We start from the raw sequence: 22521 nt of genomic DNA, 5'->3' as shown, positions 1-22521 counted from the left end.
GGTGGCCCGCCCGGAGGGGGGTCGGGTCAGCGCAGTCGCTTGCGTAGCTCCTCCTCGGGCAGTTCTTCCACCTCGCGCACGAGGGCGGCGAGGGCGGCGTCGGCCTCCTCGTCCCGCCGGCGCACGGCGTCGTCGACGGCGGACGCGAGCGACGCGATGTCGAGCAGTTCGTGGATCCGGCGCACCGGCAGGTCGATCCCGAAGACGTCCATCACCCAGGCCAGCAGTTGGGTGAGTTTGATGGAGTCCCCGCCGAGATCGAAGAAGTTGGCGTGGATGTCCGGGGCGGCGTCCGGCGGCAGCGACAGCAGTTCCCGCCAGAGCTCAGCCAGCCGGTGCTGCGTGGGCGTCGCGGGCGCTCGGGCGGCATCTGGTGCCGCGACGGCGGACGGCTCGGCCTTGGGCTCCGGCCGGGGTTCGCCGACAGTCGGGGTGGGGTCCGTGACCTGGCTCAGGACATCGGGACCTACGGCTTGGGCCAGGGTCGCCGCCGGATCGGCCACGGCCTGCCGCAGCACCCTCTCGAAGCCGTCGGCGAGAGCGCGCACGGTCTCGTCGTCGATGCGTGCGGGGTCGTGGGCGAGCGTCACCTCGTAGCCGCCGTCGACCGGGGTCGCGATGGTGGTCAAGGCGCCCTTGGGCGCCACCTCCGGCGGGGGGAGCAGTCCGGTGCGCAGTCCTGGCAGCGCCGCCCGGGCCGGGGGGAGGTTCTGCAAGGAGAAAGTGGCCTGGCACAGCGGGTCGGCGTCGAAGCCCCGGCCGGGCGCTGTCTCGGCGACGAGCGCCGCGAAGGGCACGTCGCGCGCCTCCAGCGCGGCCAGCGCCTCCGCGTGGACGCGGCGCAGCAGGGTGTCGACGGCGGGGTTCCCCTCCAAGCGGATCCGGATCGGCACGAGGTTGGCGAAGGTACCGACGACCTGTTCGTATTCGGTCCGGGGGCGCCCGGCCACCGGGGTGCCGATCAGCAGGTCGTGCTGGCCGCAGCAGTGGCCGAGGGCGGTGGCGTAGGCGGTGAGCAGGACGGTGAACGGGGTGATCCGGCCGCGCTCGGCCAGGGTGCGGATGCCGGCGGCGAGTTCCGGATCGAGGCGCAGGGCGACCGTCCGGGCGATGCGCGCGTCGCCCGGTGCGGCTCCGGGGGCCGGCCGGGCGGCCTTCGGGGGTGGCAGCCGCAGGCTGGTGGGGGCGCCGCGCAGCGCGCGGACCCGCTCCGCGCCCCGGGCGCCGAGGGGGTCGTCGCGTCGGGTGGCGCGCTGCCACTCGGCGAAGTCCGTGTAACGGACGTCGTTCTCGGGCAGCACCGGGTGCTCGTCCGTACGAGCCGCGGCGCTGTAGGCGTCGCCGAGGTCGCCCAGCAGCAGTCCCAGGGACCAGCCGTCCCCGGCGATGTGGTGGCGTGTCAGCAGCAGCCGGTGCCGCTCGGTGTCGAGCACGAACAGGACGGCGCGCAGCAGGGGTCCGTGCGTCAGGTCGAACGGGCGACGCACCTCTCGCTCCGCCTGCTGCCGGGCGGCCTCTTCACGGGTGTGCGCCGGGAGACCCGAGAGGTCGACGACGGTGAACGGGCAGGGACCGGGTCCGAGGACCACCTGATGGGGCCGCCCCCGGTGGGTGGGGTACACCGTGCGCAGCGTCTCGTGCCGGTGGTACACAGCATCGAGCGCGCGGCGCAGTGCCGTCGGGCGCAGCGGGCCGTCGAGCTCGACGAGCACGGGCTCGTGGTAGGCCGAGCCGGCCGGGTCGAGACGGTGCGCCACCCAGAGCTGTTCCTGCGCGAAGGACAGCGGCACCCGGCGTCCGGCGAGGTGGGTGAGCAACTCGTCCTTGCGCGCGGACACTTCGCGCAGCAGCGCGTCGGTGAGCACGCCGGCCGGGGCCGTGCAGCGAAGCCGGCCGTCCTCGGCGGCCAGCCGCACGCCGCGCGCCACCAAATCCGTGTAGTGGTCCTCGATGGTCACAGCAGCACCCGTTCCTCGCCTCCGACGGCATCGGTGTGCCGCCGCAACCGGTTGATCTCCGCCACCAGCTCGGCGACGGTGGGGTGGTTGAAGAACCACGGCAGGGACACTTCGGCGCCCGCCTCCTCCTCGGCGACCGCGAGCATCCGCAGGGCGATCAGGGAATCGCCGCCGAGTGCGAAGAAGTCGTCGTCGGGCTGCGGGTCGTCGACACCGAGCAGGTGGGACCACCAGCCGGCGACGGTCCGCTCCGTGATCTCGGCGGGCCGGCCGGTCGCCGCGGGTACGTCCGCCACCGGGTGTGCCGGTACGTCGCGAGCGCGTTGCAGCCCACGGACGGCCCTGCGGTGGTCGTCGACGGTGTAGTCCTCGTGCCGGGTCAGCAGCGCCTGCAGGTCCTGGGTGGAGACCAGGAGGTGCGGCTCGTCGGCATGCGCCACGCGGCGGAACACCTCGACGCCCTCGGCGTCGGTGAGACCGAGGAGCAGGTCGTCGGCGGGGTGGATCCCGTCGGGGGCGTCCACCTGGTACCGCCTGTCCAGTTCGCGGCGGGCCGTGGTCCACATGCCGCCCTCCAGCCAGTCGGTCCAGCCGACGGCGACCACCGGCATGCCGAGGGCCCGGCGGCTGTGGGCGAAGGCGTTGAGGAACTCGTTGGCCGCCACGTAGCCCACCTCGCCGTACTTGAGCTTGTACAGCTCGGTGCCGATGGAGGAGCACAGCAGGACGAAATCGGGCGTGGTGCCGGCCAGAGCGCGTTCGAGGACCAGCGTGCCGGTCGTCTTGGAGGCGACGGCCCGGTCGGTGCCGCTGCGGTCGCGGCGTTGGACGACACCGGCGGGGTCCGTGACGCCGGCGGCGTGCACCACGCCGTGCAGGCCGCCGAACTCGCGGTGTGCCGTGGCCACGACGTGCTGCATGGCGGTGAGGTCGGTGAGGTCGGCGTGGAGCACGAGGGCGCGTCCGCCGGAGCCTTCGGCGGCCAGGAGGCGTCGAGCGATGCGCCCGTCGGGGCTGTCGGCCGGCAGTTCGGCCCATCGGCTCCGGGGCGGGAACGGAGTGCGGCGCGTGAGCAGCACCTGTCCGCCCTCCCGCAGCATGTGCTCGGAGAGGACGAGTCCGACGCCGCCGAGTCCGCCGCACACCAGGTAACCGCCCCCGCGCCGGACCAGGGGACGGGCGGGGTCGGGGGCGGGAAGCGGGTGCTGCCGCACGTGCTGCAGCCAGCGGCGCCGGCCCCGGTGGGCGACGAGGGGCGGGGTCTCGGCCGCGAGGAGTTCGGCGACCACCTGCTCGGCCTGTCGCTTCGGGTCGTCGGGCGCGTCGGGCGCCAGGTCGACGACGGTGCAGGCGAGATCGGGATACTCCCGCGGCAGCACCTTGGCGGCGGCGGTGAGCAGGGACTGTTCGGGATGGCGCAGGTCGCCGCCGAGCACGTCCTGGCCACCGGCCGTCGCGATCAGCAGTCGTCGGGGGGTTCCCCGTTCGGTGCGGGACAGCGCCCGGACGGTGTCCAGCACGCTGTGCAGACCGCGCGTCCTGGCCTCCTCGACCGCTTCGAGACCGGTCACCGGGCACTCCGCGTTCCACAGGTGTGCGATGAGGTCGACGGTCACGCCCCGCTCGGTCAGGGTGTCCACGAGCCTCTGATGGGCGTCCGGGTCGGCCGGGTCCACGCCGTGGACGTCCGCAGCGCCGTCGGCCGGGTGCCCGGCGGGCCGTACGCGCACCACCCGCACGTCCCGCTCCCCCAGCAGTCGGCAGACGCGGTCCCCGAGGTCGCCTTCCCCGAAGACCAGGCAGGTACGGCCGGCCGGGTCGGGGCCGGGAACCGGACTGACCGCGCTGTGCCAGCCGGTGCGGTACGTCCACCGTGCGGGGTCCGGGACGCGGGCGGGCGTCTCCCGGCCGGCCGGGGTGCCGCCGGCCGTACCGGCATCCGGCGAGGCCGGGTCCCCGGCCCGGCGGGCGAGCAGGAGGGCGGCGTCCGCGGTCGGTTCGGCCGGGCCCGGCACGGCCCCGTCGACGGCGAGGCCGGCGGCCCGCAGCGCAGCGCACCATTCCTCGGCGGACAGCAGCGGTCCTCCGCATCGGCCGTCGCGGGCGTTCCACCATCCTTCGGTGAGGCCCCACACCATCGGTATCCAGCGGTCCCGGGCGGTCGTCTCGATCAGCGCCAGCGTGCCGGCGGGTGCGAGCAGGGTGCGCAGCCGGCGCAGGGTGTCGTGGACGTCCGGTGTCGCGTGGACCACGTCGAGGCCGACGACCAGGTCGTAGGAGGCCGGGGAGAATCCCTGGGCGGCGGGGTCGGCCGTGATGTCGAGGACCGCGGTGTCGACCGTGCCGTGACCGCGCGGCACGCTCCGGGCACGCAGCGCCGCCACGAAGTGGGCGCTGACGTCGGTGACCGTGCAGCGGGCGGAGGTTCCCTCCAGTGCGGCGACGAGGTGCTGTGTCAGCCGTCCGCCTCCCGCGCCCACCTCCAGCACGCGTAACGGCTGGTCCCGTCCGTCGGCCAGCCGCCGGGCGAACCGCGCCACCGTCGAGGCGAGCGGGTCGGCCCAGGAGTACGGTGTGGTCCGCTCGGTGAGGAGCCGGGCCGCCGGGTCGCCTTCGCCTCGCGGATGGAGCACGGCGAGTCCCGCTCCCGGCCGGCGCAGGCCGTCACGGTAGCCGCGCCCGCAGTGCAGCAGCAGTTCCGCGATCCCCGCGACGTCGGGATGGCGTGCGCGGATCCGGGCGGCGTGCCCTTCCGGGTCGGCCTGCCTCGTGGTGGTCAGGGTGTGGCGCGCCCCGTCGCGTACCGCGAGCCCGTCCTCGACCAGCAGGGACAGCTGGTACTCCAGGAACGGCCGGTAGGCGGGCAGCGTGCCCAGGCGGGTGGCGAGTTCGTCGACGGTCCGGCCGGCGCGGAGGAAGTCACCGTGCGGGTCGTCGGTGAGGTGGGCCAGGGCGAGCTCGGCGCACAGTCCGTCCAGGGCCGCGAGTGCCGCGGGTCGGTCCGCGAGGGTGGAAGGGCGTTCCCGGCCGACCGCGTGGTGGAGTTCCTCCAGGACCGGGGCGAGCGCGCCGGCCGGGACTGCGGGAGGTCCGACCCAGTGGCGGGTGCGCCGGAAGACGTGCCCGGGCACCGTGGCACGCCGTGCTCCCCGGTCGCGGTGGAAGGTGTCGAGTTTCAGGTCGACGCCGGCTTCCCACAGGGCGGCGAGCACCGGCACCGGGCCCTCGCCGGTGGGGCCGGGAGGCGACCAGGCGGTGCGGCGGAGCGCCGGTGTCGAGGCGGGACCGCCAGGAAAACCGAGACGGACGTCGAGCAGGGGCGCGCCCGGACCGGGGTCCGGGTGGGGAACCGGCTCGGCCGTGTCCCCGGGCGCCGGGGCTCCGAAGTCGGGGCGCAGGAGGTGCCGTCCGGTGACGGGACCCTCGCTACGGGCGCCGAGGCATGGGAGGGACGGCGCCGACGGCGCCGGGTCGGCGAGGGCGGCGGCGCGCTCGCCGGGTGTGGCGGCTGCCAGCAGACGCAGCGCCTGGACCGGGGTGAGCATCCCGGCGACCACGGCCGCGGTGAGTTCACCGGTGCCCGCGCCACTCACGGCGGCGGGGCGCACACCCCACCCGGCCAGCGCCTCCACCAGGGCGTACTGGACGGCGAAGGCGGTGGCGGGCGCCCCGGTCACGGGACGGGATGCGCGGGCGTCGTCGGGGCGTGGCACGATCACGTCCGAGCGGGCGGCCCGGTCGATCAGGGCGTTCAGGGCCCGGGCCACGGCGGGCTCCGCGGCGAGCGCGTGGAGGTCCGCCCGGCTCAGGGCCGTCGGATCGGGCAGGGTGAACACCACACGGCGGGCGACGGCGGGTTCCTCCGGTGCCGCCTCCAAGGCCCGTACGGCGGTGGCGGTGTCCGGGGCGAGCACCACCCTGCGGTGGGGGAAGGCGCGCTTGCCCGAGAGGGTGCGCGCGATGTCGGCGAGGGAAGTGCCGGGGGCCTCGATCAGGTGGCGCCTGAGGCGGTCGGCCGTGCGACGCAGGGTGTCCTGGTCACGGCCGGACAGCAGCAGCGGGGCCTCACCGCCGGGCTCCGGCCGGGGGCCGGGGGCCGGGGACTCCTGCAGGACGACATGGGCGTTGGTGCCGCCCACGCCGAAGGAGCTGACACCGACACGGCGACTGCCGTGCGGGCCTGGCAGCGGCCGCGCCTCGGTCGTGACGAAGAACGGACTGCCGGCGAAGTCGATGGCCGGGTTCGGTGCACGGAAGTAGGGACTGGGGGGTACGGTGCCCTCCCGGGCGACGAGGACGCCCGCGATGAACCCGGCGATACCAGCCGCGGCGTCCAAGTGACCGATGGCCGCTTTGAGGGACCCGACGGCGCAGTACCCGCGCCGGTCGGTGGTGTGGCGGAACGCTTTGGTGAGGGCCTCGATCTCGACCGGATCGCCTAGTGCGGTGCCCGTGCCGTGGGCTTCCACATATCCGACGGTATCGGCTGACACACCGGAGACCGCGTGGGCCTCGGCGATCACCTCGCTCTGGCCGCGCACGCTGGGCGCGGTGAAGCCGATCTTGTCGCGGCCGTCGTTGTTGAGGGCCGAGCCCAGGACCACCGCGTGGATGTGGTCGCCGTCGCGGACGGCGTCGGACAGGCGCTTGAGAAGGACCATGCCGGCGCCGCTGCCCCCCACGGTGCCGTCGGCGGCGCGGTCGAAGGGGCGGCAGGCACCGCTCGGTGAATAGATGCCGTCGGGGGCGTGGAGATAGCCCTGTCGCTGGGGCACCTGGACGGAGACCCCGCCGGCGAGCGCCAGGTCGCACTCGTAGGACTGGAGGCTGCGCGCGGCAAGATGGACGGCGGCGAGTGAGGACGAGCAAGCCGAGCCGACGGCGATGCTCGGCCCGCGCAGTCCGAGCCGGTGGGAGACGCCGGTGGCGAGGAAGTCCTTGTCGTTGTGGACGAGCAGGGACAGTCCCCCCAGGACCCGTGCGGCCTCGGGATCGGTCAGCAGGTTGCGCACCAGGTACGAGCTGAAGCCGGCGGAAAGGAACACGCCCACGGGGCCTTCGGCCTCGGCGGGGTCGTAACCGGCCGACTCGAAGGCGTCCCAGGCGACCTCCAGGCCGATGCGGTGCTGGGGGTCCATGATCTGCGCCTCGCGGGGCGCGTACCCGAAGAGGTCTGCGTCGAAGAGGTCCACTCCGTCGAGCAGGCCCTCGGCACCGACGAAGGCGGGGTGGCCGATGACGGGGGGACGGCCCGGGATGTCGGCCGCTTCCTCCGCGCGGAAGCGGCGCACCGCCGAACGCCCGTCGCGGAGGTTCGCCCACAGTTGCTCCGGGGTGTCCGCACCGGGCAGCCGGCACGCCATGCCGACCACAGCGATGGTGTCGATGTCCTCGTCCTCGTCGCCGGCCGGGGGTGGGAACGTGGGAACGCTCACCGTCCGGCCTCCGGCGTACGGCGGCCGACGGCCGCGGAGCGGCGCCGCCGGCGTCCGCGGTCGGCCGCACCGGCCGTGTTCTCAGCGGCCGCGGGCTCGCCACCGCGCGCCATGACGCCGGCGAAGCGCTCGGCGATGGCCGCCACGGTCGGCCAGGTGAACAGGTCGACGAGCGTGAGGTCCGGATGGACGGCTTCGCACAGTCTGCGGTGCAACTTGAGCAGGAGAAGGGAGTTGCCGCCCAGTTCGAGGAAGTTGTCGTGCAGTCCGACGTGCGGAAGGTCGAGGACCTCGCACCAGATCGTTGCCACGGCCTTCTCCAGCTCGGTGCGCGGTGGTGCCGCGAGCGGGGCGGTCGCCTCCGTCCGGACGGGTTCCAGCGCGAGCCGGCGGGTCAGTTCCCCGCGGTCGAGCTTGCCGTTGGAGTTGAGCGGCAGCTCGGCCCGGAGCCGCAGTTCGGCGGGGATCATCGCCCGGGGCAGCCGGGTGCGCAGATGGGCGAGGAGGTCGGAGGTGAGGGCCTGTTCGCCGGGCACGTCCTCGGGGCGCACCTTGACGAAGGCGACGAGGCGGGTGGGCGTGCCGTCGTGACGCTCCACCACGACCGCCGCGTCGAGTACCGCCGGGTGGGCGCGGGTAACGGTCTCGATCTCCTCGGGTTCGATGCGGACGCCGCGTAGTTTGATCTGCGAGTCGCGGCGGCCGAGGAAGACCAGTTCGCCTCGGCCGTCCACCCGCGCCTGGTCGCCGGTGAGGTAGAGACGACCACCGTCGGTGCCGCTCGCGGGGTCGGGCGCGAAGCGTTCGGCCGTCAGCCGGGGGCGGCCGACGTAGCCCCGGGCAAGACCCATGCCCCCGATGACGATCTCGCCGGTGACCCCGACGGGAACCGGGCGGCTGCCGCGGTCGGCCACCCACATCAGCACGGTGAGCAGGGGGCGCCCGATGGTGGGTGGCTCGTCGGAGTCGAGCGGCACGCGGACGTTCGCGGAGTGTGTGGTGGTCTCGGAGGGCCCGTACAGGTTGTGCACGCGCACGCCCGGCACCCGGCCGGCCAGTCGGTCGACGACGCCGCGCTGCAGGGTCTCGCCGCCGATGTTGACGGTGCGTACCGAGCGGGGGACCGCGTCGGCCTCGGCGAGGGTGTCCACGGCCGTGGGCACCGTACTGAGCAGGGTCGCCGTGGCGGCCGCGGGCATGTGGGGCACGTGCAGGGCGTTGTCACCCAGCAGAACGGTGCCGCCGTGGGTGAGAGGTGCGAAGAGTTCGAAGACGGAGACGTCGAAGGAGACCGAGGTGGTGGCGAGGACGGCCGTCAGCTCCTCGGCGGAGAAGGTGCGGCCCGCCCAGCGCAGGAAAGTGTCGAGGTTTCCGTGCTGGAGGGCGATGCCCTTGGGCCGTCCGGTGGAGCCCGAGGTGAACAGCACGTAGGCGAGGCCGTTCGGGTGGACGTCCGTGTCCGGGCCGAGAAGGTCGTGGCCGGGATGCCGTACGGCCGGGGCCGCGTCGTCGTCCATGACGATCACGTCGGCCGGATCGGTCAGGTCGTCGAGACCGGTGGAGTGCAGAAGGTCCCGCTCGGTGACGAGCAGGCCCATGGACGCGTCTTCGATCATGCCGCTCAGCCGCTGGGTGGGGTACGCGGGATCGAGGGGCAGGTAGGCGGCGCCCGCCTTGAGCACGGCGAGCAGAGTGACGGGCAGGCGGGTGGTCCGGCGCAAGCACACGCCGACGACGGTCTCCGGGCCGGCGCCACGGGCCACGAGTTCCCGGGCGAGCCGATTGGCCCGGTTGTTGAGCGCGGCGTAGGTGAGGCTGTGGGCGCCGTGGACGACGGCCACGGCGTCGGGACGGCGGCGGACCTGTTCCTCGAAACGCCGGTGGGCAGGCGCCCACAGGTCGGGGGCGTTGGCGACGGAGTGCGCGGCGTGCTGGGTGGCGGGCCAGTACGGACCGAGGGCGCGCCGCTCCGTGCCGTCCAGCAGGGGCAGGTCGGCGACAGTCCGTTCGGGGGCGCTCACCGCGGCGGTCAGCAGCGCGCGCAAGTGGCGGGCGGCGGCGTCCGCCTCGGCGCGGTCCGCCGAGCGGCTGTCGACGTCCAGGTCGAAGGAGATCTGCCGCTCGTCCTCGGTCGAGGTGACGGTGAGTTCGTACTTGGCCGCGGCGGGCGCGACCGGCGCAAGCGTGGTCTCCACGCCGTCCAGCCGGGGCAGCGGCGGTGCCTGCTGGTAGGCGAAGAGCGCGGAGAAGAAGGGGTGGACGGTGGGGGTGGCGTCGGTGTGAAACTCCTCGACGAGGCGTTCGAAGGGCACACCTCGGTGTTCGTGAGCGTCCAGCCAGGCCCGGCGGGTGCGGCGCAGCGCCGCCCGGAAGGGCAGGCCACCCGTGCCGAGACGGACCCGGACGGGGAGCAGGTTGACGTACAGGCCGACGCGTCCGGCGTCCTCGGCCGCGTCGCGCAGGGCCACCGGGACGCCGACGACGACGTCCTCCTGTCCGCTGTACCGGTGCAGCAGGCAGACCAGGGCCGTCAGCAGCACGAGCTGAGTGGTGCACCCCTCCTCGGCGGCCAGGGTCCGCAGGCGGCTCAGTCCCGTGCCCGACAGTGTGCACCTGCCGCTGACGAGGGCTGCCGCATCCGTGGCGGGACCGGCGGCCCTCCGGCGCCCGGCGAGGACAGGGAGCACCAGGGGTTGTGCCGGTACGCCGGCCAGGGTGGCGCGCCAGTACGCCAGGCTGTCCGCCGGGACCTGCCCTGCCTCGGGTACCGGGAGCCCGTCTTGCGGTGTGGCCGGTCCGGGCCGGCCGTGGGCCGGTTCGCGGTAGGCGTGTTCCAGTTCCGCGCACACGACGGGCAGCGAACCGCCGTCGAAGACGATGTGGTGGGTGAGCAGGACCAGCAGATGGTCGGCGGGAGCGTCACGCAGCAGGATCCAGTGGGTGACGGGCCCCTGTGTGAGGTCGACGGAGCGGGCGGAGGCGGCGTCCAGGAAGCGGCGTGACTCGGCGTGGGACTGCTCGGGGGGCAGGCCGGAGAGATCCACCAGCCGCAGCGGCGGCCCGTCGGGGAGGACGCGGGCCATCGGCTCGTGCCCCCCGGGTTCCACGGGGAAGACGGTGCGCAGAGCCGCGTGACGGCGGGTCACGTCGGCCACGGCGGCACGCAGGGCGGCGGCACGGAGCGGGCCGCGCAGCCGGAGCGCTATCACGACGTTGTAGGCGGGGTTGTCCGGGGACAGCCGGTGGAGGAACCACAGCCGCTGCTGCCCCGGGGTCAGGGGGTGGAGCCGGGCGTCGCCGTACGTGGAGATCATCGGTCTGCCGCTTCGGCCGACGCCGCGGCGATGCCCCGTTCCACCGGCCCCTCGCCGCGCCGTGCCGCGTCGATGACGCCGGCGAACTCCGCCAGGGTGGCGGCGTCGAACAGGGCGCGCACGGTGATGCGGGTGCCGAAGGCCTTGTTGACGGCCGTGGTGACCTGCATCGCGCGGAGCGATTCACCGCCGAGGTCGAAGAAACCGGAACGTGCGCTGACCCGTTCCAGGCCGAGCACCCGGCACCATACGGCGGCGATCATCCGTTCGCTCTCGGTGGCGGGTTCGACGTGCGGGACGTCGGACCGCCGGGTGACGGCAGGCGCGGGCAGAGCGGAGCGGTCGACCTTGCCGGTCGCGGTCAGGGGCACGGCGTCGAGGACCGTGACGTGGGCGGGGACCATGTAGCGGGGCAACCGGTCGCGTACGAACTGCTGCACGCGCACGGCGTCGAGCGTCGCCCCCGGCCGCAGGACGACGTGGGCGGTCAATTCCTTGCTGCCGGACGGACCACCCGGATGGACGACCACCACGGCCTTGTGGACATCGGGATGGGCGTCGAGAACGGCCTCGATCTCGCTGAGTTCCACGCGAAAACCGCGGATCTTGACCTGTTGGTCGTCGCGTCCGACGAACTCCAGGTCGCCGCCGCTCAGACAGCGGACTACGTCACCGGTGACGTAGTGCCGCTCGCCGGGGGCGGCGGCGCGCGCGTCGGGCCGGAAGGCGGCGGCGGTGGCCCGGGGGTGTCCGAGGTAGCCGCGGGCCACGCCGGGACCGGCGACGAGGAGGTCGCCGGAGACGCCCACCGGCACGTCGTGGCCGTGGGGGTTGACGACGCGGGCGCGGCTGCCCGCGATGGGCCGGCCGATGGGCAGATGGGGTCGGCCGGTTCCCGGACCGCCCGTCCACACGGTACTCCACACGGTCGCCTCGGTCGGCCCGTACTCGTTGTGCAGCGAGGCGCGGGGGACCCGGTCGAGGGCCAGTTCGCCGAGTACCGAGGGGCAGGGTTCGCCGGCGGCCGTGACCACGCGCAGGGCGTCCAGCTCGTCGTCGCCGGCCTCTTCCAGCACGGGCACCAGCAGGGAGGGGATGGCGAGGGTGTGCGTGACGCGTTCGCGCACGAGCCGGTCGAGCACGTCGAGCGGTTCCAGCTGGGCTCCCTCGGGCAGCAGGACGAGCGCGCCGCCCTCGGTGAGGGTCCAGAAGATGCCGACCACGGAGCTGTCGAAGGCGAACGACGACAGGAGGAGGAAGCGGTCCACGGGGTCGGGATAGGTCACGCTGCGCGCGCGCAGCGAGGCGACGACGTTGCGGTGCTCGACGACAACGCCCTTCGGCTCGCCGGTCGATCCGGAGGTGAACAGGATGTAGGCGGCGTTGCCCGGGCCCGCCTGCGGAGCGGGGCGTGCTCCGCCCTGATCGGGTACCGAGGCTGTGCGACCGAGCGGATCCAGGGTCAGTGCGGTGGTGCCGGCGGGCACGCGGTCCTTCCGGGCGTGCTGCGCGATGACGAGGCGGACGCCGGACGCGGCCACGATCGACCCCAACCGGGCCTCGGGCAGGGCGGGGTCGAGCGGTACGTAGGCGCCGCCGGCCTTGAGGACGCCGAGGATGGCGATGATCTGTTCGGCGGAGCGGTCGGCGAGGATGCCGACGGGCACCTCGGCGCCGACACCCTGAGCCCGCAGGGTTCGGGCCAGTCCGCCGGCGCGCCGGTCCAGGGCCGCGTAGGAGATCGAGCCGCCTGACCACTGCACGGCCGTGGCGTCGGGCTGCGTGCGGGCTCTCTCCTCGAAGAGATGATGCAGGCAGCGGTCCTCGGCCGCGGGCAGCTCGGGTCCTCGCAGGGACTCCAGGGTGCGCCGGTCGCCGGCGGACAGGAAGTCCCGGGCGTCGTAGCGGCCGTCCGGGTCCCCGGCCATGGCGCTGAGGACCTCGACATAGGCGTCGGAGATGCCGCGCATCAGTTCGTCGGAGAACTGGAGGCTGTCGTACTCGATCCTCACCTCCAGGTCCCCGTTGTCGCGGTTGAGGCGGAAGATTCCGCAGAAGGGGAACGTCGACTCGCCGTACAGCTCGTCGGCGACGTGCCGGACGCCCCGGGCGCGCCAGCGGTCCAGCACGCGGAACACGTGGTAGTCGGTGAAGAAAAACAGTGTCTCGGCCAACGGCTCATTGCCCTGATGGCGCTTGAGTTCCGCCATGGGAAGCCGGCGGTGCGGCATGGTGGCGCGCTCCGAAGCGAGGCTCGCGGCGACCAGGTCGCGCCATGTCCCGCCGGGCATGGCGACGCGGTGGGCGAGGCTATTGACGAACAGGCCGATGGCGGTCGTGCCGTCGGTGTCCTCAGGGCGGCCGTTGGTGACGGTGTAGCTGAGGGTGTCGGTGTGTCCGCCGAACAGCGACATGACCCGCATGTGAGCGGCCATCAGCACGGTCTTCAGCGGGACGCCCTCTTCCCGCGCGAACTGCTTGAGCGCATCGGAGAGCTCGGCGGTGACCGGCACGGCGCGCCGGACGATGTCCCGCGCGCCCTTGTCTGCGGTCTGTCCCCCCTCGATGCGGGGCAGCCGCATCAGGGAGGCGTCGGCCAGATAAGCGTCCCAGAAGTCGTACTTGCCGCGGTCGTCCAGCGCCTCGAGTTCGAGCGCCACGGCGTCGCGCATCGATGCGGCGGGGGCCCGCAGCTCGATGGGTTCGTCGTACACCAGGGAGAAGTAGTGGTCGAAGATCTCAGTGATCATCAAGGCTTCGCTCCACCCGTCGACAATCTCGTGGTGGAAGCCGTAGGTGAACTGGAACTCGTCGTCGCTGAGCCGCTGGACCATGAAGCGGATCAGGGGGAAGTCGTGGAGTTCGAAGCCGCGCTCCTGCTCCCCCTCGACCCAGCGCAGGACACGGGCTCGCTGCTCCTCGGGGTCCAGGCCGCGGAGATCCTCGTGGAACAGCGGGGTGGCGAACGTCCGGTGGACCAGCTGCAGCGGGCGGCTGAACGTGGACATGTCGAACGAGGTCCGCAGCATGGGATGGCGTTCGACGAGACCGCGGATGACCGCGTCGAACAGTGCCAGGTCGAAGGGGGCTTCAAGGCGTACGGAGGCAATGGCGTGGTAGACGGCCGACTTCGCCGCGAAGTCCCGGTGGAAGATCATGCCCTCCTGGAGCAGGCTCAGCGGGAAGGCGTCCTCGACATCCTCCGGCATCAAGGCCCGGTCCTCCGCGCTGACCAGGGAGAACGATCCGGTCGGCCGGGTGCGGCCTGGTGTCGTGCCGGCTTCCTGGGAGAGCGCGGCGGCGATCTCACGGACCGTGGGGTGCTCGTGGAGCTGGGCGACGCCGACGGCCACACCCCGGTGCGCGGCGCGTGCCGCGACCATGACACTGCGGATGGAGTCGCCGCCCAGGGCCAGGTAGTCGTCGTCGATGCCGACGCGCTCCAGGCCGAGCACATCGGCGATGACGGAGGTGAGGACCTCTTCGGTGAGGTCGCGCGGTGCCGTGTAGGGACGCTCGGTGAGCAGATCGCGATCGGGATGGGGCAGGGCGTCCAGGTCGAGCTTGCCGTTGGGCGTCGTGGGCAACTCGTCCACGAGCATGACGACAGGCACCATCGCGGCGGGCAGGATCTGCCGTGCGTGCTCGACCAGGTCGCGGGGGCGCACCGGAGCCGTGTGGTCGGCATCGGCGGGCACGACGTAAGCGACCAGGCGCGATCCCGAGGCGGAGTCGCGTAAGGCGGCGGCCACGACAGCGACCCGCTGGGTTCCGGGATGCTCCAGGAGGACCGTGCGCACCTCGTCCGGTTCGACCCGCACGCCGCGGATCTTGAGCTGGTCATCCAGGCGGCCCAGGAACTCCAGCTCGCCGTCGGGCAGCAGGCGACCCAGGTCACCCGTACGGTAATGGATCTCCCAGGGGCGGGGGCCGTGCGCGTCGGTGACGAACCGCTCACGCGTGGTGGTCGCGTCGCCGAGGTATCCGTCGGCCAGGCCCGGGCCGCCGATGCGTATCTCGCCGGGCACACCGGCGGGAACCGGGCGGCCCCGGCGGTCGCGGACGGTGATGACGGTGCCCGCGACGGGGCGGCCGACGGGCACCCGGCCACGGGTGGGCGTGGAGCTGGTCACCTCGTGCGCGGTGGAACCGACCACGGTCTCGGTGGGGCCGTACTCGTTGAAGATCCTGAGGCCGGGCAGGTCGCGCAGGGGGCCCAGGTCCTCGGCGTGCAGCTGCTCGCCGCCGAGGACCAGGGTGCGCACCCGGCCCGCCCATTGCGCGCCGCCGGCGAACCGCTGGAGGGCGTCCAGGTGGGTCGGCGTCAGTTTGAGCAGGGAGAGGTCGGTGTGGGTACGCAGCGCGGCGGCCAGCCCGGACGGTCCGATGCCGGGAGGCAGGAGCAGCACCCGTCCGCCGACCGTGAGGGGCGCCAGCAGCGCCGTGAGGGTGAAGTCGAAGGCGAGCGGGGAATGGACGAGGCTGCCCGTGCCCTCGGCGAGACGGTAGGTCTCGGCGGCCCACGTCAGGTAGTTGTTCAGGGCGCGTCGTGGGACGACCACTCCCTTGGGCCGACCGGTGGTGCCGGAGGTGTACAGCACGTACGCCGGATCGGTGGATGCCGGCCGTGTGTCGGGAGCCGTGTCCGGGAGGCCGGCGACGGTCGCGTCGTCCGGTGCCAGCACGACGGGGTGGGCATCGGGGTGAAGGCTCCGGCAGGTGATCACCGCCGCGGCGGCCGTGTCGGTCAGCACGAACCGGAGGCGCGCGTCCGGGTGCGAGGTGTCATGCGGTACGAAGACAGCGCCGGCGCGCAGCACACCGAGCATGACAGCGGGGACGGCGACACCCCGGTCGAGATCGAGGACGACGCGGTCGCCCGGGCGGACCCCGGCATCGGTCAGGCGCCGTGCCCAGCGGTTGGCGAGGGCGTCCAGGTCGCGGTAGGTGAAATGATCGTCGCCGCAGCGCACGGCCTCGGCGTCGGGTGTTCGGAGAGCGACCAGGGCCACGGCCTCGGCGAGGTCAGGTGCAGGGGTCTCGGAAACGGCGCCGACAAGATCGCTGCCGGGGTCGCCGGCGCTGGTGAGCGGGCAGTCCGCGGGCGGCTCGCCGGGCGCGGCGAGCAGGGCGTCCAGGGCTGCGACGAAGACGGGGAGGACGGCTTCGGCGGGCACTGCCGCCATGTCCCCTCCGGAGTAGGACAGCTCCCACGCCGTGGTGTCGGCGGTCTCGGTGCAGGTCAGCGTGCGGACCGGGCGTGGGGCGCGCTCTTCGAGGGCGTGCCAGCGCACTCCCCCGTGGTCGAGGGCCGGCGCGGCGGGAACGGTGGCGAAGCCGGCCCACAGCCCTTCGTCCGTCAGCGCGTCGAATCGACGCGGGTCGAGGTGGTCAACGAGCTCCCCGCCACGCTCCAGTTGCGCGGCCACCTCGTCGATCACGGAGTGGAAGCTGGATGCCTCCAGGGCGTCGACAACGGTGGGGAAGGCGCGCTCGTACGGACCCGCAGCCTCCCGCACCGTCTCGAAGGCACGCCCGTCGTCGGTGACGGCCAGGGGTATCGCCGCCCCGGCGAGTCGTGCGACGGTCACGGTCCAGGCCGCGGCGAGCACGGCTCGGGCGGAGGTCCCACCGGCTGTCGCGAGTGCGGTGATGCGGTGTACGCGGTCGCTGTCGAGGAGCGTGGTGTGCTCGGGCGTTGCCGCCGGGACGGTCCGCGTGCGGACGGGCCGGTGCGCCGTGGCCCAGGTGGTGGCGGTCGCCAGGAGCGTGTTCCAGTGGTCGCGGTCCTCGGCCGACTCCTCGTCGGCGAGCAACTCCAGGTTCCAGGCCGCCACTTCCGGATACTGCGTGACCTCCCCCTCGGGCTTCTCCCCCGCGAGGCAGACGGCGGCCTCCCGGGCGGCGATCCGCAGCGTGCGCCGATCGGCCGCGAGGACACTCGCGTTAAGGACCAATTCGGCGTGGCCCTGGCGCACGACCAGCAGTGCGCGCAGGGCGGGGGCCTGCGGCCGGGCGAGAGAGGCGGACCAGGTGCCGCGGGTGGTTCGCGCCGCCGCTGTGGCGGCGTCGTCACCTCGATCGGACAGATCCACGACGTCGAGAAGATCCGCCGGTAAGCCGTCGACACTCTGGACGGGTTCGGTGCGCGCGGCCGCGGCGCGCACGGTGGTGCGGAGCGCCTCGTGTCGTTCGACGACGGAGGTCAGAGCCCGGCGCAGGCGTTCCACGTCCCAGGCGCCACGCAGGATCCACGACGACTCACGCCGCGCGGTGGTGCCGTCGGGGTGGGAGCGGGTGACACGCGTCCACAGAGCGGACTGAACAGGGGAGGCTGAGTACGCGGGAAACGCTTCCGGCAATGTGTGACACTCCCCAATGAGATCCACGCCTGATGGGCAAACCCATGCTGCTCGCGGGGATTTGGTCAGAATCCCACTGGCACGGGCATGTGACTCGAACTCATTAGTTCATGATCGCAGGGGCCCGTCAAGGGACCTTCTGGACACGGCAGTTCGGTCCGTAGGACCGCGTCTTGACCCGGCCGGGGACGCGGGGCAGACTCCGATCACATGATCTCCGGACGGCTACGGGGCGCGCCTGAGGGACGACTTCCATGCGCATGACCGTCTCCGGCGCGTCCGCGTCGTGTGGGTTCGACATGGTCGACCTGCACGACCCGATGCTGTACGGCCAGGGTGAACCGCATTCCGTATGGCGCCATCTGCGCAGGCACTCGCCCGTGCACCGCAATGTCACCCCGGACGGCAGGTCCTTCTGGTCGGTGACCCGCCACCAGGACGTCATGCGCGTGTTGCGCGATCACGAGGTCTTCACCTCCGCGCGAGGAAACCTCCTCACCACGCTGGGAACGGACGACGTGGCCGGCGGGCGCATGGTGACGGTCACTGATCCACCGCACCACGCCCGTTTGCGGGCGCCCCAGGTGGCCGCCCTCACGGCAGGCGTGCGCGGCACCGGCGGCACACGGATGCGCGAGGCGGTACGGGCGCTTCTGCGTCCTGCGCTCGACGGGGCCCCGTGGGACCTGGCGCGGGCGGCCGCCCGTCTCCCCCTGATGGCCCTGGGGCCGGTGATGGGGCTGCCGGCGGCGGACTGGCCCGCACTGGGCCGGTTGGCGTTCGCCGCAGTGGCACCGGACGATCCGGTGTACGCCGCCGAAGGCACCCGTACGACGCTGGCGACGGCACACCACGAGCTCTTCTCGTACTTCCGCGCCGCCCTGCGGTCGCGGCATCGCTCCCCGGCGGACGACCTGCTGACCCGGCTGCTCCCGCCCGCCGGTGAGGACACCCGGGCAGCGGCCGAGTTGGCCGTGTACCACTGTTACAGCCTGCTGCTGGGGGCCGTCACCACCCTGCCGCACACGATGTCGGCGACGGCCTTGGCCATGGCAGAGAACAGCCGTGTCATCGAGGCCATGCGGCAGGGACCCCAGGCGCTCGCCACCGGTGTCGAGGAGGCGCTGCGCTGGTCCTCACCCGCGGCACACGTCCTGCGGCACACGACACGGCCGGTGGAGCTGGCCGGAGTCCCGTTGTCCCGTGGTGAGGCCGTGGTGGCCTGGCTGGGCTCGGCCAACCGGGACGAGGCGGTCTTCCCCGACCCGTACCGCTTCGATCCCGGACGAACGCCCAACCGCCATCTGGCGTTCGGTTACGGCCCCCACTACTGCCTCGGCGCCGCCCTGGCCCGCGCGTCCTTGACGGCCGTTCTCGTCGAGCTGGTCGACGCGGTGGAGGCCGTGGAGGTGTGCGGTCCGGTCGAACATCTGAACTCGCACTTCATCGCGGGGATCAACCGGTTGCCGGTCCGTCTGACACCTCGTCGACGAGCGGCCCACTGAGCCGCCCGTCCGGGTCCGCGTGTCCCCTCACGCCGCCGAGTTCCGCACGCAACAGCGTCATCAACGCGTCGGGAGCCTCGAAGACGGTACGGTGGTCGCCGCTCAGAACGACCTGCCGAACGTCATCGGCGCACGCCTCCCAGCCCGCCGTGCGAAATGGCTCGATCTCGCTGTCTCCCTCCCAGCCCAGAGAGATGACGCGCGTACCGGTCAGCCGCTCGGGGCTGGGGCGGCGATAGTGCCGGTTCGCCTCCACGTCCGCACGCAGGATCTCCACGCTGAGGTCGACCATTCCGGGGTTGGGACGCACACCTCGGCGCATCGTCGACTCCACCACGTCGGCCCGCAGTTCCTCGTCGTCCATGGCGAGGTGGCGGCCGTACGGACCGTCCTGCGGCGCGACCTGGGAGGAGACGACGAGCAGGACCGGCGCGGGCAGGCCGCGCCTGCGCAACTCGACCGCCGTCTCGTAGGCGGCGAGCGCCCCGCTGCAGTGCCCGAGAAGGGCGAACGGCCGGTCCATCCAGAGACGGAGATCTTCGATCAGTCCGTCGGCGAACCGCTCGTAGGTGCCGTAGTGCGGCTCGGCGAGCCGATTCTCGCGCCCCGGCGCCTGGACACGCAGCACCTCCACGGACCCCATGCGCGCCGGCCACGCGGCGAAGGACGAGGCACCGGTCCCGGAGTACGGGATGCACAGCAGTCGTGCGTCGATGCCTTCGTCGTACGCCGGGGCGGGCAGCAGCCACCGTCCTGCCACGCTCAACGAACCGTCCGCGTCGTTTCGGCCGTCTCGCTCAACTCGCTGAAGTGCACCAGGTTGCCGGCGGGGTCGCGCAGCCCGAACTCCCGGCCCCAGGGCACCTCCCTGATCGCGGTCATGGCAGGGTGACTGGCGTCGGCGTAGTCCGAGGAGACACGCGCGGACCACTCGGCGTGCAGGGCGTCGATGTCGCGGACCCGCAGCCACGCCTGCGTGTTGTCGGGAACGACCTGATCCTCGACGGAGCAGATGAACAACTCGACCCCGTCGCGGCTGACGCTGCCGAAATCCTCGGTGAGGAATTCCTCGGTGAAGCCGAGGACCTCGATCCAGAACTTCTGCGTGGTGGAAACGTCGAGGGCGGTAAGAACGGGAACCCCCGAGACCAATACGGCCATGACCAACCTTTCCCAGCGGTCGGAAGAGTCCGCCTAATTTTAGCACACGAATAACCCGGCATCCCCGGAGAAAGAATCTCTCGGAAATGCGGGGAAAAGGAAACGCTTGAAATCACCGACGTACGTGGCGAAAGGAATTACGCTGGGGTCAGGGCACGTGGGTGGCCACCCGGAGAGCGGCCACCCCGGCTGTGATCCCGTCGGGGAAGGGATCACCGGGTCAGCGTGCGACGCGCCCGGTCACCATCTCCGTGGCCAGATGCCGGTCCGCAAGGATCTCCTTCTCCGTGAAGGGCCGCCTGCCCAGTTCCAACCGGGCGAAGGCCCTGGTCTGATCGGTGAAGTGCGGGGAGCCGGGGTCCAGGGACTGCCCCATGGTCAGAAGCCCCTTGGCCACCGGGCCGTTCCTGGTGAAGTTCACCACCAGCATGAAGCTGGACCCGGTGTTCACGGGATATCCCTGGTCGGTCAGGTCGCCGTACGCCAACGGCGTGCCGCCCGGGGTGGCCGGCTCCAGGGAGCTTCCCGGCTGGGTCAGGTGCTCGACGACATTGGTGGCGCCGATGAATCCCGCCGTGCCGGGTACGGGGAGCCTGTTCCCGTCCTTGACCGCGTACTGGACCCGGCCGAGCGGTACGTCCGCGGGCAGTCCGGCCGCTTCCAGGGTCAGGGCAGCCTTGGCCAGACCCTCCAGGACCGGAGCGGTGTCCGCGGCGGGACCGGCAGGCGTGTCCACGGGCCTGGCCGGATCGAACGCTTCGCTGAACAGGGCGCCCGCGTTCGTCACGGACCCGGGGTGGGCTCGTTCGACGGCGGCGAGGGTCTCCCGCCACAACACGGCCCCGCGGCTGTCGACGGTGAACCGGCCGTCCCAATCGGCCAGCACATCACAGGACTTCGTGACGTCGACGGACCTTCCGTCCACGACGACGGGCGTGCCGGCCTGGGCACGGCAGGCCCGCACGACCGGTGCGAGCAGGTGGTCCGAGGTGAGCGCCCGGGTCGACATCAGCCCTTTCTCTGCTTCTGCCAGGCTGATCCGGCCGTCCGTGCCGGAGACGGAGGCCGGACCGCTCTTGCGCAGCATGAGCGCGTTCTGCCGGGTGCGTGCACTCTGCGGCACGTTCTCGAAGCCGAAGAGGGGCGAGAAACCGGTCAGGGGCCGCTCCGGATTGGCCAGCCAGTAACTGTCGTTGGAGTTGAACACGTAGTCCCGGCGGCTCAGTTGCGGTTGCCGGACGAACGGTACGAGCCCCGGCTGCCGCGCCCCGGGTTCCTTCTGCCAGGCATGGCGTGAGTCGCTTCCGTCCAGCACACCGAAGGGATGGGACAGCCATGCTGCGATGCCGTCGGCCGACAGGTTCGGCGTGGCGGAGGTGTCCGCGTACCACGTCGCGCCACTCTTGTCCGCCGCGATGGTGTTCATCCAGGGAACGGCCTGGTGCCGGCGGTGCGCCGCCTTGAGCTCGCCGACCGAACGGGCCTTCGCCATGTCCGCGTACTGCTCCAGAATGCCCCCGTTGCCGATGTTGGCGTCCTGGAACGTGACGGCCTGCGTGCGGGACCAGCCGTAGGACGGATCCACCGGGGACAGGTCGATCACCGGTCCGTAGCGGGTCTGCCACAGTGTCCGCCGTACGGTCTGCAGGCTGCCGTCCGTTCCCTTGACCCGTACGGAGTACGTACGCGAGGTCATGCCTTCCGGCGTGCCGTCGACGAGGTAGCGCGTGGGGTCCGACTCCGTCAGCTTCACCGTGTACACCGTTGTGTGCCAGCCGCTCGACACGGTGTGGGTCCACGCCACGTCACGGTTGAAGCCGATCTGCACACCGGGCAGGCCGCCGAGGTTCGCTCCGTAGACCTGAAGCCGTCCGGGAACGGTCAGTTGCGACTCCCAGAAGCGGTTCTCCCCCTCCCAGGGGAAGTGCGGGTTGGCGACCAGCAATCCACCGCGGTCGGCGGTCCGCTCCTCCCCCACCGCCCAGCCGTTGCTGCCGAGCGCCGCGGTACGGCGGTCACCACGCAGCACCGTCCGGGCCTGCTGGGCGACCAGCTTGCGGCCGGGCTCCGCGTCGACGCCTGGGGCCGTGCCCTTCGCCCTCGCCTGCCGGGTGGGCGGCTGGGCCAGGGTGATCGCGCCCAGCAGGGTCGCGCTTCCCATGGTGATCGCCACGTCCCTTTCCCGGGACAGCAGGTCGACCTCGTCGATCTTCCCCACCCAGGGAGCGTCGGCGCACCATCCGGGCAGCGTGCCGCTGCGTTCCAGATAGGCGTTGAATCCCGCCGCATAACCGCTGACCATGGCGCGCACGTCGGGAGAGAGCTTCGTCAGCTCACGCTCGGCCTTGGTTCTGATTCCCAGGGCGTGGTAACCGAAATCGGACGCCAGATGCGCGTTGTCCGGGCCGGGCCCGAACCAGCGGGCACGCTCACTGCGGAGCTTGACGACCTGATCCGCCAGGTCGCAGCCCCGGTCCGCCGCATAGGCCCAGCCCTGGCCGAATCCTGCGCTCTTGACGTCGGCCGCGAGCACGTGCGGCACACCGTGCTGCGTCCGGCGTATGACCGCGCGGTATCCGTCGTGCTGGACCGTGGCCACGTCGTCCGTCCCTGCGCTCCGCGCGTTCGCCGCTGTGGAGCCGGCGGACGCAGCTCCGGTGGAGAGCAGAGTCGAGACGACGATCACCATGGTCGGCACGGTCCGCCGCAGTCGTGTGGACATGGTGCCCAACGCTTCCCCCTCGTCGTATCAGCCCCGCGTGGAGCTGTTGTTGATGGTCCGTCAG

8 protein-coding genes are annotated in these 22521 nt (G+C 72.5%); 1 reads left to right on the top strand and 7 read right to left on the bottom strand.

Translation table 11 applies throughout. The features are described 5' to 3' along the window. Positions 1-26: 26 nt before the first annotated feature. From IE118_RS29390 to IE118_RS29375, 4 genes are read right to left on the bottom strand one after another with little or no spacing between them, the layout of a single operon-like run. Positions 27-1958 (bottom strand): condensation domain-containing protein, encoded by a 1932-nt coding sequence (locus IE118_RS29390; protein WP_189561126.1) that lies wholly within the window; start codon positions 1956-1958, stop codon positions 27-29. Beyond that, positions 1955-7393, bottom strand: a complete 5439-nt coding sequence (locus tag IE118_RS29385) for a type I polyketide synthase (protein ID WP_189561125.1) — start codon at positions 7391-7393, stop codon at positions 1955-1957. Before IE118_RS29385 ends, IE118_RS29390 begins: the two co-directional genes overlap by 4 nt. Continuing rightward, entirely contained in the window at positions 7390-10707 is a 3318-nt protein-coding gene (locus IE118_RS29380; protein WP_189561124.1) for a non-ribosomal peptide synthetase, read from the bottom strand. Before IE118_RS29380 ends, IE118_RS29385 begins: the two co-directional genes overlap by 4 nt. Further along, on the bottom strand, positions 10704-17096 hold the full coding sequence (locus IE118_RS29375; RefSeq protein WP_229846988.1) for a non-ribosomal peptide synthetase: 6393 nt from the start codon (positions 17094-17096) through the stop codon (positions 10704-10706). The genes IE118_RS29380 and IE118_RS29375 overlap by 4 nt, the downstream gene beginning before the upstream one ends. A 227-nt stretch (positions 17097-17323) precedes the next feature. Between IE118_RS29375 and IE118_RS29370 the strand changes: the two genes are divergently transcribed. Continuing rightward, positions 17324-18574 (top strand): cytochrome P450, encoded by a 1251-nt coding sequence (locus IE118_RS29370; protein ID WP_189561122.1) that lies wholly within the window; start codon positions 17324-17326, stop codon positions 18572-18574. On the opposite strand, the gene IE118_RS29365 is transcribed toward IE118_RS29370, so the two are convergent. The 3 genes from IE118_RS29365 to IE118_RS29355 form a co-directional block, all read right to left on the bottom strand. Further along, complete coding sequence (locus IE118_RS29365; RefSeq protein WP_229846987.1) at positions 18525-19334, bottom strand: thioesterase II family protein; 810 nt, start codon at positions 19332-19334, stop codon at positions 18525-18527. The genes IE118_RS29370 and IE118_RS29365 overlap by 50 nt on opposite strands. A gap of 2 nt (positions 19335-19336) precedes the next feature. Then, complete coding sequence (gene zbmA, locus IE118_RS29360) at positions 19337-19735, bottom strand: zorbamycin binding protein ZbmA (RefSeq protein ID WP_189561121.1); 399 nt, start codon at positions 19733-19735, stop codon at positions 19337-19339. Between the two features lie 220 nt (positions 19736-19955). After that, positions 19956-22457, bottom strand: a complete 2502-nt coding sequence (locus IE118_RS29355; RefSeq protein ID WP_189561120.1) for a penicillin acylase family protein — start codon at positions 22455-22457, stop codon at positions 19956-19958. Positions 22458-22521: the final 64 nt, after the last annotated feature.

Origin of the sequence: Streptomyces pilosus, assembly GCF_014649835.1 — a bacterium.
GTDB lineage: Bacteria > Actinomycetota > Actinomycetes > Streptomycetales > Streptomycetaceae > Streptomyces > Streptomyces pilosus.
This window is presented reverse-complemented; position numbering and strand designations above follow the sequence as displayed.